This is a genomic window from Gammaproteobacteria bacterium (genome assembly GCA_029882975.1).
Lineage (GTDB): Bacteria > Pseudomonadota > Gammaproteobacteria > SZUA-152 > SZUA-152 > JAJDNG01.
On the sequence record JAOUJW010000041.1, the window covers coordinates 19,145 to 32,350 of the forward strand.

10 protein-coding genes are annotated in these 13,206 nt (G+C 49.0%); 1 reads left to right on the forward strand and 9 read right to left on the reverse strand.

Going from position 1 to position 13,206, the window contains the following annotated elements; genetic code table 11:
- Positions 1 to 11: 11 nt before the first annotated feature.
- The 9 genes from OEY58_20780 to OEY58_20820 all read right to left on the reverse strand — a co-directional run bounded on the left by OEY58_20780 (position 12) and on the right by OEY58_20820 (position 10,787).
- Positions 12 to 1,820: an ABC transporter ATP-binding protein/permease gene (locus tag OEY58_20780; GenBank protein MDH5327897.1), complete on the reverse strand. Its 1,809-nt coding sequence runs from the start codon at positions 1,818 to 1,820 to the stop codon at positions 12 to 14.
- Positions 1,821 to 3,008 carry a glycosyltransferase family 4 protein gene (locus tag OEY58_20785; protein MDH5327898.1) on the reverse strand — a complete coding sequence of 396 codons (1,188 nt, stop codon included), beginning with the start codon at positions 3,006 to 3,008 and terminating at the stop codon, positions 1,821 to 1,823.
- Entirely contained in the window at positions 3,008 to 4,264 is a 1,257-nt protein-coding gene (locus tag OEY58_20790; GenBank protein ID MDH5327899.1) for a glycosyltransferase family 4 protein, read from the reverse strand. Before OEY58_20790 ends, OEY58_20785 begins: the two co-directional genes overlap by 1 nt.
- On the reverse strand, positions 4,261 to 5,586 hold the full coding sequence (locus tag OEY58_20795; GenBank protein ID MDH5327900.1) for a glycosyltransferase: 1,326 nt from the start codon (positions 5,584 to 5,586) through the stop codon (positions 4,261 to 4,263). Before OEY58_20795 ends, OEY58_20790 begins: the two co-directional genes overlap by 4 nt.
- Positions 5,587 to 5,891: 305 nt before the next feature.
- On the reverse strand, positions 5,892 to 6,860 hold the full coding sequence (locus OEY58_20800; protein MDH5327901.1) for a sigma-54 dependent transcriptional regulator: 969 nt from the start codon (positions 6,858 to 6,860) through the stop codon (positions 5,892 to 5,894).
- A gap of 60 nt (positions 6,861 to 6,920) precedes the next feature.
- The gene (locus OEY58_20805) at positions 6,921 to 7,640 is read right to left on the reverse strand and encodes a sulfite exporter TauE/SafE family protein (GenBank protein ID MDH5327902.1); all 720 of its coding nucleotides are present in this window, start codon (positions 7,638 to 7,640) and stop codon (positions 6,921 to 6,923) included.
- A 106-nt stretch (positions 7,641 to 7,746) separates the two neighbouring features.
- Complete coding sequence (locus OEY58_20810) at positions 7,747 to 8,883, reverse strand: DUF3570 domain-containing protein (GenBank protein ID MDH5327903.1); 1,137 nt, start codon at positions 8,881 to 8,883, stop codon at positions 7,747 to 7,749.
- Positions 8,884 to 8,985: 102 nt separating this feature from the next.
- A complete protein-coding gene (locus OEY58_20815; protein ID MDH5327904.1) occupies positions 8,986 to 10,503 on the reverse strand; it encodes a hypothetical protein in 1,518 nt (505 codons plus the stop codon).
- A 65-nt stretch (positions 10,504 to 10,568) separates the two neighbouring features.
- The gene (locus OEY58_20820; protein ID MDH5327905.1) at positions 10,569 to 10,787 is read right to left on the reverse strand and encodes a DUF4266 domain-containing protein; all 219 of its coding nucleotides are present in this window, start codon (positions 10,785 to 10,787) and stop codon (positions 10,569 to 10,571) included.
- A 760-nt stretch (positions 10,788 to 11,547) separates the two neighbouring features.
- Between OEY58_20820 and OEY58_20825 the strand changes: the two genes are divergently transcribed.
- The gene (locus tag OEY58_20825; protein ID MDH5327906.1) at positions 11,548 to 13,146 is read left to right on the forward strand and encodes an autotransporter domain-containing protein; all 1,599 of its coding nucleotides are present in this window, start codon (positions 11,548 to 11,550) and stop codon (positions 13,144 to 13,146) included.
- The last annotated feature ends 60 nt before the right edge of the window (positions 13,147 to 13,206 follow it).

Genomic DNA, 13,206 nt, shown 5'->3' on the forward strand with positions numbered 1-13,206 from the left:
CGTTTAAAGTTTCAGGACAAGTTTTGTAAACGATAGAGCGAGGCATAGCTGCCACTGTTGGCAACGAGCTCTTCGTGCGAACCCAGTTCGTGCACTTCGCCGTCTTTCAGATGCAGAATGATGTCTGCCCGCGATGCGATTTTAAGATCGTGGGTAACTAAGAACGTGGTTTTGTTTTCGGCGAGTTTTTCCAGCGCAGTAATGACCTCGCGTTCGCTCTCTTTGTCCAAGCCGGTGGTTGGTTCATCCAATATCAGTATCCGGTTCTCACAAATCGCTGCGCGGGCTATGGCAATACGTTGCCTTTGTCCGTTAGATAAAGTGACGCCGCGTTCACCGACGTAGGTGTCATAGCCGTCGGGCATTGCCGTGATAAAGTCGTGCGCATTGGCCAGGCGTGCCGCCGCCTGAATTTGTTCCTCGGAGGCATCTTGTGCAGCAAAAGCAATGTTTTCGCGAATACTACCGGCAAAAAGCAGCGTATCTTGCAGTACTACCCCAATCTGAGAGCGTATGGAGTCAATGGTATAGGATTGTATGTCTACACCATCGATAAGAATTCGACCTGCTACAGGATTGTAAAGGCGTAACAGTAAGCCGGTTAAGGTCGTTTTTCCCGAGCCTGACGGTGAAATTAAAGCGACACTTTGACCGGCTCGGATCGAAAATTGGATATTTTTGAGCACCGGTTTTTCCGGTTCGTAGAAGAAAGCCACTTTATCGAAGACGATGTCGCCATGCAGGGCCGGGGCGGGGCGAGCGTCATCTCGGTCACGAACCTCGGGTTGCAGATCCAGTATTTCCACAACACGCTCACCCGCCGCCGCCGCCTTAGCTAATCGTCCGGTGAACTTGGCGAAATTGCGCAGCGGTTTGAATGCTGTTTTCAAATAGGCCAAAAATACAATCAAGTCACCGGGGGTGAGTTGCTGTTTCATGACAAGGGATACACCGAACCAAAGTACCAGGGCAGTGGCAATGGCTACGAGTACGTCCACATATCGTTCTAATCCTGCGGCGAGCTTTTTAGCTTTAACACCTTCGCGCAGATTCTTTTTCGCGCTGCTGGAAAAGGAGTCGTTGAAGGTTTGTTCCAATGACAAAGCCTGAACGGTTTTAATTGCGCTAAAGGACTCGGCGACGGTTGCGGCCAGCGCGCTTTCGGTTTTACGTTGTTTGCGGGAAACTTCACGAATGCTGCGGCTGCGGCGCAAAGTCGCAAACCAAAACAATGGTACTACGGCGATGGAAATCAGTGCCAGTTGCCAGTGCAGCCAAAACATGACGGCGATAATACCAATCAACACCAATACATTACCCAGCAATGGCAAAGCCGCAGTGACGGTGACTTCCTGTAACAACCCCACATCTCCGGTCATGCGTACAATTAAATCGCCGGTACGTGATTTGGTATGAAACGATAGTGATAGTGCTTGTAGATGTTTGTACAATTTGCGTCGCACTTCCGTGAGGACTCGGTTGCCTACAAGAGCAAATCCCACGGTGCTGCCGTAGGCGGCCAGTGCGCGTAATCCGGCAAAGATCACTACCGCAATGGCGGCAACTATCAGCAGATTTTCCGGACTCATGGATTGGAACAATCCCGATTCAGGTGGTGTAGCGTCGGGCGCTTGTACGGGAATAATTCTGTCGAACACAAATTTCAAAGGCCAGGGTTCCAGCAAACGAAACAGCACTTCTCCCAGTAAGGCGAGAAAGGAAAGCGATATGAGCCCTAAATGTTGGCGGATTTCCGGTTGAAACCGGCGCAGTATGCGCAGCAAGCCAGGGTTAAGCTGCTTTTTCGAAGAGCCGGCCATTTAAGCGGTGCCTCTTTTAAGCCCGCTTTTATCTTCCATGCGTTGAGCAATTTGTATGATTCTATCGGCTACCTTGTCCCAGGTATAGTTTTGTATTACGGTTTTACGGGCTTCGGCTCCCAAGGTTTGGCGCAGTTTTTCGTCGTTATACAGTCGCAACAACGATTGTAACAGTGAGTCCACGTTACCGGGTGTACACAGCAATCCGTTTTTGCCGGGGATGATCAGTTGTTTGAGTTGACCGATTTCGCTGGCGATAACGGCCAGGCCCGCGGCCATGTATTCGTAGACTTTTAGTGGCGAAAAATAAAATTCACTTAGGTTCGGGTATGGTGCCACGGCTATGTCCATTGAGGCCAGTTTCGCAGGTATTTCCTGCGGAGCGACTGCGCCGATCAGGTCGACGGCGGCCTCAATGTTGTATTTCGTGCACAGTTCCTGTATTTCGGATTTTTGTGGCCCGTCACCTACCACCATCAAGCGGGTGTTTGGTTGCTGCCGATGAAATGCTGCAAATGCTTCGATGAGGCCGGGGAGGCCATGCCAGGGTTTTAATGTTCCTACAAAGCCGACGACAAACGGCGCTTGTGGTTTTTTGTCAGTCCCTGCGTTGGGGAACCGGTCAGCGTTGATGCCGTTGGGAATGACATGAAGCTTGCTTAAGGTGGTACAACCTTCTTTGTTAATAATATAGTTTGCAATCTCTTGAGACACGCAAATAATCGCCGCTGCAGTTTGCAATAGCGTTGAAGTGATGGTTTCAGCCTGCGCTTTATGAATCAAATCACGGTGCTTGGCTTGTTCTTCAACCAGGGGTGCATTGACTTCGAGGATGCCGGGGATGTTGTTTTGTGCGGCAAAATCCATTCCGGCATAACTCCACAAGGAGTAGCGTTCGTAGATCAAGTCATAGTTATTCAATGCTTCCAGCAGGTTGAACAAATCCTGATTTAATGCCATGGCCGCTTGTTCCCGCGCAGCAGAATCGGTTTTAGGCGGTAGCGGTAGTTGCTGCAACTTAACCTGTTCCAAGCCGGGTGGCGGAGAACCGCCGCTGCGAACGGTAAACAAATCCACTGTCGCCCCCAGCTTGATGAAAGCGCGAATGACTTCCTGTACATGTACGGAACAACCCTTGTTCCCAAAAACGGGGATGCCCGGGTCCATGCATAGGTAGGCTATGCGCATTAGGAAATTCCTATAGCGTTGAGCAAACTCTCTTTGTTGACAGCGGATTTGCTAACGGCAGCACTAAAGACATTGCGGATGAGAACGGCGTTTTTGTTGACGTCAAATAAGTGCTCAATAAGCTCTCGGGCCTGCGTTGCCAATTCTTGGCGGAGTTCGCTGTCATCCAACAGCCGTTGCAGCGCCTGGGCCAGAGCTTCCGGTGAATTTTGCGGGACAATTAGGCCGGTCTTTTCATGTTTGATGGCTTCGGGTATTCCGGTGACATCGGTAGAAATCGCCACGGTCCCCAAGGCCATGGATTCAAGCAAAACAGTCGGTAAGCCATCCTGATTTCCGTCCGAACCGACGACACAAGGTGCGACAAGTATGGTTGCACTTTGTACCAGTTCAATAATTTCCTGTTGTGGGCGAGGGCCGGGTAGAAAGACGCGATCGGATAAGCTCAGTTCATCCACTTTTCGTTTTAGTTCGTCGGCTAAGGGGCCGGCACCAATAATACTGCAGCGAAAATCTGTGCCTGCATTGGCCAGTATCCCGCAAGCTTGCACTAAGTCCATGAACCCCTTTTTCTCAATCAGGCGGCCCACTGCAATGATATGCGTGGATGATTTGTTTGCGTTGCTGTAGGGGAAGCGGTTGAGATCCAAACCGTTATATATGCGCACCACATTGGAGCTGTCTTGAGGGAACTGCTCTTGTAAGAATTTCACATTGAAGTCGCTTACCGTAATTACGCGTGTGGCCTCTTTGATCTTGGTTTTTAAGTCTTCAGACTCCACGCTTTCATGAAAAATGTCTTTGGCATGTGCCGTAAGGCTATAGCTGATATCGGCGAAGTAGGCAGCTAAGCGCGCCACGCTCGCAGCGGATGTGGCAAAGTGTGCATGTAGATGTTCTATTCCCGTATTAACGATTTGGGTTGCCAGGGTGATGGCCTGATAAATATTTTTATGGTTTTCTCCCTTGGCGTAAGACAAACGTTCCCAGATTTGCGGTATGGTCTGCGATGCTGTTTCGATTTCCTTCCAGAAGTCTTCCAGTCGAATGGAACCGCTGGGTAAATAGGTGACCGGTGCGCGTACCTTGGCAATAATGTCTTGAAAGTGAGTGTCCACCGGCGGGCGCAAAGCGAAGATAGAAATATCCAGGCCGGCTGCTTCATGCGCCAAAATCTCGCTGACCACAAAGGTCTCGGAATATCTGGGGTAGCGTTTTACCACATATCCAACCCGGTTTACGCTGTTGCCATTCATGGCGGGGACACCTGCTGATTTCGTGCAACTTTAGGTTTTTCTTGTTTTAGCAATGACAACAACAAGCTTTGAATTTGCTTCAAACCGTCCATGTCTATATCGTTGTCCGGGGTGTCCTCCGCCCTAATGGCGTCATGAATCCATGTGCCAAGGGACTCAGGGTGAAGGTCATCAGGCGTTACGTGGTCTACCACTCCGAGCTTGGATAGTTCCTCGGCACGGATAAGTTGCTCTTGGCGTGGTTTGACTCTGGGGACTATGAGTGCACGTTTTTTAAATGACAAGATTTCGGAAACACTGTTGTATCCACCCATGGAGACAATGGCATTGGCATCTTTGAGTAATAGGGTTGGTTCCGATACGAAATCGATGACTTGCATTTGTTTCGATCCGGCAGCCAGTTCCAATAATTTACACCGGTCTTGCCTGGACATGTGCGGTCCGGTCAGCAGGATGCCATGTAAACCATCGTCAAGCTTTACCTTTAGGAAAGCTTCGGCGAGCTGTAAGCCATCCTGACCACCGCCCACCATGCACAAAACATAAGGGGTTTTGTGTAGATCCGCAATGAGTTGACGGGTTGCCAGTCCTTGTTCTTCCGCAAAGGCCATACGGGTGCGATGATCAAAATATCCGGTAAATCGAACCTTGGCCGCCAGTTCAGGTGACATGGAATAAGCGCGCGTCAAATCATAAACATTACGATCACCGTAGACCCACAGGGCATCATAGTAGTGGGTGGCATAGCGTACAAAATCCTCCTTTAACCATTCTTGGTTCACGACGAGAGGCTCGTCTTTTATGTCTCGCATACCCAATACCAGCCTGGTAGGGCTGCCTTGCAGATGTTCCAGGGTTCGGTCGAGCTCGCCGCAGGCGCCACGGGCTACGTTGTCCACGATCATAAAGTCCGGTTCAAAGGCTTGCACTGCGGACAAAATGATTTGCGAACGTAACTCAATAATTTTGTTCAGTTCCAGACTTAAGTGGCGGGAACGATACACGCCGTCATTGTTTTTATACAAAGAAGGCAGGATTAAACGATCCGTGTCCGCTGGTACAACGAATTCCGCGGCTTCTTTGGCCCCGGAAATAAGTAGAATGTCGTAAGGTACGGTAGAAAACTGCAATGCTTGGGCGATGAGAATATTGCGGCGTATATGCCCCAATCCCATGGTGTCATGAGAATAAAATACGATTTTGATTTTCTCATTGGAATTGCGATTGACGAGCGCTGTGTTTTGGGTAACGTCATCGGCGTTATTTGATCGCTGATTATCGTGAACGGATGTTAATTTGAGATTTTGATTTGAACTGTTCATGCAGTTTGCTGCTGTCTGGAAGAAAGTCTTAGAAAAAATCTATTGGGTTGCTGTAAAAATCTTCGGTTGATTAAAACGACCGCTAAGCTGATTATTTTAAAAGCAATTTTGTGAACCGTTAGTGCAGTTTATCACAAATTCGGGAAAAAATTCACAGATTTTGTCTGAAGTGGACAGTAATTCATCAATACTTAAGAAATGTCAGCGTAATCAGTGTTATTTTCTTCCTTAAGTCATCCTTAAGCGTTTCACAGGATGCCAGCGAGTGGGCGGGGGTTGGCGACGGACGGTGGTCGGCTTCGATGTTACAGCGATTGTTTTATTTGATATTTTTTGATGCGGTAGATCAAGGTGTCGCGGGTAATGCCGAGCAAGCGTGCGGCTTTGGATTGGTTGCCTTTGGCGGCGTTTAACGCGGAGTTAATCAGTTGTTTTTCGTGTTGGGCCAGGGACATAGTGTCGTTTAGGAAAGCGCTCAATCCGTTGCCAGATGCCAGGATTTCCGGCGGTAACAAAGCAGGGTTGATGGATTTGCCGGAATGGAAAACCACCATACGTTCACATAAATTGCGGGCTTCGCGTACGTTTCCGGGCCAGGGGTATTGTGTCAGTTGTTTAATGGCAGCTTTGTCGAATTTTGGCGCAGGCAGTTTATGTTTATTGGAAAACTGATGGGTAAAGTATTCCATTAACATAGGTATATCGCCGCTGCGTTCACGCAGTGGCGGAATATTTACCGGTACCACATTCAGACGATAATAAAGGTCTTTGCGAAACTGGTTGCTGCCTGCCAGCTCGGGTAAATTCTGATTGGTGGCGGCGATGACGCGGACATTGACGGTATCGCACTTTTGCTGGCCCAGCGACTGGCATTCGGAAGTCTCCAGGAAACGCAGTAATTTGGCCTGGCTGGTCAGGGAGAGCTCGGCGATTTCATCCAGGAACAGCGTGCCATTGTGGGCGGCGCGTATTTTTCCATCGTAGTTTTTTTCGGCATGGGTAAAGCTGCCTTTTCTGAAGCCGAAAAGTTCGGATTCAAATAATGCTTCCGGAATTGCGGCGCAGTTTATGGCAACAAAATTATTGTCGTGGCGCGAGCTGTTGTTGTGGATCGCGCGGGCAAACAACTCTTTACCGGTACCGTTTTCACCCAATAGCAAAACCGGAACATCCAGTTTGGAAATGATGTTGGTAGCGTTTAAAACGGCTTCGAATTCCGGTGAGCGGCCTACCAGTTGATGCGACAGCCAATCAATTTCGCCGACATTTATCATATTTTTTCCGGCCATATTATTTCTTGTTTTGTATGTACTGCAGTTCTGTCTTATTCAATATCAGTGCGAGTGAGCCAGCATGTCCATAGTCATGTGGTTATGCTGAAATAAGTAGACCATTGCCACTACCAACAGGGTGCCCCCGATTGTGGTGCGGATAATGGGAAGTTTTTTCAAGCTTAGCAGGTAGGTGGAAAGATAACCTGCAAACAGCATTGAAGGTAATGTCCCCAGCCCAAAAGCCGCGAGAATAGTTGCCCCGGTAACTACGCTGCCACTGGCAAGGGCCAAAAATAGCATAGAGTATACCAATCCACAAGGAAGCCAACCCCAGACCATTCCGAAATTAAATGCACGCAATCGCGATTTAACCGGTAGTAATTTTCTACCCACAGGCTCTAAGTATTTCCAAACTGGATTACCTAGGTATTGCAGGCTGGAAAATTTAGGAAATAAACCCATGAGATACAATGCCATCAGGGCTAACATTAAGGTAGTGGATATGTGGATAAACAGGTGTACGGGGCCGGGGTTAAAAAATTGAAAGGCCGTATTGCTCAGTCCTCCCACCAAACCACCGACGATAGCGTAGCTGGTGACTCGGCCCAGATTGTATGCCAGCAAAAAGGAGATGTGTTGGGATCTTTCCGATCGGACCGGTAAGGGCAGGCTGGCAGAAAGTCCTCCCGCAATGCCGCTGCACATTCCCAGACAATGTAAGGTACTGGCAAATCCGACAAAAAAGGCGATAAAAGCACTGGTTTCAATGCTGGTCAGCATGGCATGAGACTTCGAGTCAAATTAGTTAAGCAGATTTGCGAAAATTTGATTTTAGCGCGTTTGCACACCTTCTGCAGCAAAACTTTGCGAAGATTTCCCGGGGTTCTTAGTAAGGCATATTGAGCCAAACTTGAAGCAGGTTACCGTCGATACCCTCATTGGATTCGGCATAGGTATCGTAGGAAAGCGATACCGAGGCATTGTTGAACCAGCGCAGGTAATAGCTCAATTTAATTCCATACAAGGCGCTGTCATAAGCTCTCAGGCGGTAGTCGGCGGTCATGATGGCTTCCTGTTGGGTGTAGTTTTCCTGGTAAAAATCCGCAGCTGTTTGCGTGTAGTAGCGATAACGCACTCTACCAATAAGCTCAGGTGTCAGATACCGGCTGAGCCTGAACTCGGCAGATTGGGCGCTTATACCCCAATCGTCAGCGTAGTGGGATAGGTTGACATCAAGCGCGCTGCGGCTGTCAAAATATTGCTTGGCTCGAAGAAAATAGACTTGCCGCAAGCGTTCGTCGGGATGGTTTTCATCGTAAACAGTCCTGACTCCGCCGCCACCCGGAAAAAAGGTCTCGATGACGATTCTGCGAGTGGAGGAACTTAAATACCCTTGTTGATGTTCCAATGCCATACCGCCAACGATGAGAGAACGCGGCGATAATAATTGTGTGGCAGCCAGCACCAGGCGATTCATAGTTTTGTTCCGGTCGAAGGCTCCGTTTCCGGAGCTGTCTGCATTGTCCTGACCGGACGCCACACGGGTGGATAGGGTTAGATTTTTGTCAAACAGGCTTTGGTCCCAGGAGAGAAGCAGGGATTTGCTCTTATAGTCCGGCTCCTCGCCATAATAGTAACCTGCACCCAGCGTGGTATCGTTTTGGGTGTAGGAGTAATTAAATCCAAATTCATTACGGTCTTCTTCAAAGTCGCTGCCGCTACCGCCAACGACTGTGGTGGCTCCGCTGACAGCGTCGGTACCATCGCCTTGAGCCGATTTTGCAAACGTTTCACGCAGGTATAAAAACGAAAAACTGCTTTGGTCAGTGATCTCTTTGGATAGGTAAATGTTTGGGCTGGTGACGTCAAGTCCGCTGCTGTCAGTGTAGTAGGAGTAAAAAAGCTCCAACTCATCTTCAGCGAAAGATAGTGATGAATGAGCGATTGCCCCAAAAATGAGAACCGTTCCGCTATACAAATACGGTCTGTGACTCATTCGTCTCAATAGTGATGCTTTTGCCATGTGTGCCATTGCCCAAGAGTTTATTGTTGTGGATGCGAATAGAGGTTCCCGGCGCGGTAAAGCGACCGTGCCGGGAAATTTTTCATACTACGTCAAGCTTGATTAGTGAACATGACCGCCGCCGCCTGTACCGCCCGTGTTGCCAATAGCCGTTAACTCAGTGGCGCTGATCACGGTAATGGATCCGGGTTCGTGTCCTTCGGTGTGCATTTCACCTACAACTTGTTCTGACATGACGTCAATGATCGAGATGAGATGACAGCCAGGTCCTTGCTCCGCAGGCGTTGCGCCGCAATCACCGCCGTTGGGGTAGTAAGCAAACAGCCCGTCGTGTGAGGTTTTTCCATTACGATGTGCGGGCCCTTTTTCAACGGCAATGTATTGGACAGAAGAGCCGGCTACTTGTGTTCCGGTGGCGGGGTCGATTTCCACGGATGCGATATAGTTGGTTATTTCGTTATCGGATGCAGTGGTTTGGCGGCTGGGTACCAGTACTTTTACATGATTCATGGTAGTGCCGTTGCCCATATCCATGTGAATATCTGCAATGTTAATACTGCTGGAAGACAGGTTGCCCAGGTTAATAACATCCGTAACCGTATCCGTTTGTGCATCAACGATGGAAAGATAGCCGGCTTCATTCTTATACCCGGCAGTCATTACCCAGCGACCGTCATGGCTGACTTTAACGTATCCTGCAGCGGGAATTTGGTTCAGACTCATATCCATGCCCGCCTGAATGGTGCTGTGAGGTAAGGCAGCATCGGTTGCATCAATAATGGATAAGCCGATATCGACGCCGGGAGTGACGCCCGTGTAGATATGTCCGCTGACACTTGAGAAACCCATGCCATGGGTGGTGTTTTGAAACGGTAAGCCGTTGTTGAGATTGACCGTGGCCAGTACTTCCAGGAAAGTGGTTGACAGAGGGTCATTGTCAATTATGGAAATGGATTCCTGTTGCAGATTGTGTGTGGCGAACAAATTTAAAGCCTGCGCACCTCCGGCGACAGGGTAAGCAAAAGCACTTTTCTTGTGCCCGTGACCGACAACGATTTCATCGTATGCCAAGTAGGCGGCATCTGCCGGTTCAATGTTGATACGAAATACGGAGTCCACTGCGGTGGTGCTGACGCCGTCGTTGTTCATCCACAAGTGTATGCCATCAGGGTCCATGTACGTATGCACAAACCGTGTCGTGGTGGGGCTTGAGCCATCGTCAGCTGTAGTTAAGGTGGTGGGCATAGACTGAATGTGTTCCAATGCCATGGTTTGTAAGTTGACGATGCCTAATCCGCCGCCGGTGAATTCGCCGGCCTCATTGGTTAAACCGGATTGAATGATCACAAAGGCCTTATTGTGAGCGATGTGTATTTCACCCAGGGTTAGATTGCCGCCCGTGGAATTCAATGGCTGGAACGCGGCAATGTTGGATACCGAGTGGTCGCTATTGTGCGCGGCAATATTTACGTGGCCGCCATGATCTGTTGCAAATATGTAGTTCACGGCTGTTTTGGGTGCTTGTGACGGGTCGCTGTGATCGTCGTCATTTCCGCAACCGGTTAAAGCCAGCGCAGAAAGCACTCCATACGCAGCCAGTTTGAATAAAGGTTTTTTCATAGGATATTGCCCCTTCTGTTTCGTTATTAACACTTATGATTACTTTAAAAATCAGCAGCCGTTGGCTACTGTTCACAACCGCATCCGCCACCGGCCACCGGCATACCGATCAAGCCCTGTGATAATGCTCTTTGCATATGTTGTTCATAGAGTGAGGAAAGGGTTCCCTCACTAAGCTCCATAATGGGATCAGCCAGATGTGCCCGCTCATAGGGTTTGACCTTGGCGCAACCGAACAGCGTGATGGTGAGTATTGCAGTCAGTGAAATTGTTGAAATTTTCATATTGATATTGCTCTCATACTGGTGGCTATTAATGGAATAGGCCATATCGTCGCATCGGTGTTGTTCGGCAAAGGGGTTCGAGTAAACGGTGCGAATGAATAATTCGAAAGATGGCTTCGGTAGCAGATTAAGGTGCGTGCCTGAAGCGGGTTGTAATACCGTATGGTTGCCGATTGCGTGGTTCCCAATTGCTGAGCAATTGAAGTGGATGTGTGTTGCATGGCTTGCTGTTCTTTTTCTATTTAATTTTTGTTGTCGCCAACAGAAAATAACCGTCAGCGCTCCCCTGTTTAGAAGTAACTTAGCAGCATGTGTGCCAAACCGAGGGGCGGGTGCAAATAGCTAAAGAATCACAATGTTACGAGGTGATGGAAAATTGATACTGTCTGAACAGTAGGGAAAAGTGTGTGATATCACACACTCAGTGTGCGATTTCACGCAGGACACAGTCTGGTATAGCGAACACGGTATCGAACGGTTATAAATCTCGGAACTGTATATATAGCGCGTCTGTAATTATGTTTGGGTATATTGTCCCGTTTGTTTTTAGAGTGTTTGGTAATATTTACCTTGTTGCCCGTTGCGTCGCTGAATCATAATGTCCCAAATATCTTGGGCAGTTCCAGCAGGCCTGTGTCGGCAGATCAGTGGTTTCAAGGATATTACCGTTTGTTTTGTTGCTCTCAGGTCTACAGATCTATTCTGTTAGCTTGTGCTGAGTGGCGGTATGTTACCTGTATAACAATAAAGAGGTTTTGTTGTGGCGGAGAAAGGGTTTAGTAGTTGTTTTTGGGGAGTAGGGCTGGCGTTATTTTTGGTGTTTCCATCGGTATATGCTTTACCTCAGGATGTCGTGGTATCCACGCCGGAAGGCCAGGCACTAACCATAGAGTTAACCCCTATGTTGGAAGGGATGGTGGCGGACAGAGTCGACCCGGCGCCCGCAGTCACCGTGGGGGGAAGTGCCAGTGTGCAGCTTACCACGGCCGCAGGTCTTATCGTTACCGCACGGGTGAGTTATACGCCTAATGCAGGATTTGTGGGTATTGATTCCTTTGATTACGTGGTTTTCAACGGGGCTGCAGAAGTGGGACGTGCCACCATTAGTGTCACGGTGGGCGACGTCATCTCCGAAGGGCAATCGCCGGAAACGGAAATCAGTGATACCTTAATCGATATTTGTTTACAGAACCGTACCGGCCAATTAATTGATTTGTGTGATGCTTTTAGTACTGCCACACAATCGGGCGCTCCGGCGGAACTGAAAGATCTGTTGGATGCACTTGCTCCAAAGGATGCCGCGGCGCAAATGACTATGGCCAACAGTATTGCCGCACAACAGGCCAGTAATATTGTTAAACGACTAAATGCCTTGAGACAGGGCGTCAGAGGTTTTTCCCTGGGTGGTCTGGCTTTTTATGAAGGGGGAAGAAGTATATCCGGATCCCAACTGCTTGGATCACAGGAGACCGGCATAGCGCAAGGTGGTGCTGCCAGTGGCGATGCTGCCGGTAGCAGCCTGGGCGTGTTTCTGAGTGGTTATATTCAAGGGGGAAATCAAGAGGTGTCCCCTAATGAAGATGCATTTGAGTTTTCCTCCCAGTCTTTGACCGGTGGGTTCGATTATCGTTTTGGCTCCAGTGGTGTGCTGGGTTTGTCCGGCGGGGTAAGCTCCAGTGAGATGAATTTGGCCGATAATGCCGGCGGTTTGGATCTGCTGGCTTATACAGCATCTATATATGGAAGTTGGTATCCCGCCGCTGGTATGTATGTGGACTTGGTCTACGGCCACAATGCACAGAATTTTGATATAGAACGTCGAATCGTGTTTCCGGGGACCGATACCTCAGCCTATGCGGAAACAGACAGTGTATTGAAATCTCTTAGTATTGGAGCAGGTTATGAACTTAACCTTGGCGGTGGACATGCTCTGAATTTAAGTGGACGCTATGATTCGGTCAGCGCTGTGGTAGATGCTTATGACGAGCTTGGGAGCAGTGCTTTTAACCTGTCTATGGATCGTAGAGAGCTGCAAAGGCGTACCAGTACCATCGGTGCGCAATACACAGTGCCCATCAGCTTGCAGGGAGCGGTGTTGATTCCCGCAGTGGATGTGTCCTGGGTGCACCAGTTCTTCGACGAAGCCGATTCCATCAGCGGTACGTTTCAGGCAGATCCCAATCAAACAAAGTTTCAATTCTTTTCCAGCCTTCCTGACCAGGACTATTTTAAGCTGGCCCTGGGATTTTCCATGATTGTGCCCGGTGGCAGTACGGGCTTCCTGCAGGTGGACAGCACTTTGGGCAGAGAGTACTACAGCGATTATGGGGTGTCCGCCGGATATCGTATGGAATTTTAGTGCTCAAGTTTGAGTCGGTTTGTTCTGAACAAGAAAATAGATAAGAAGGTAGCGGAAATA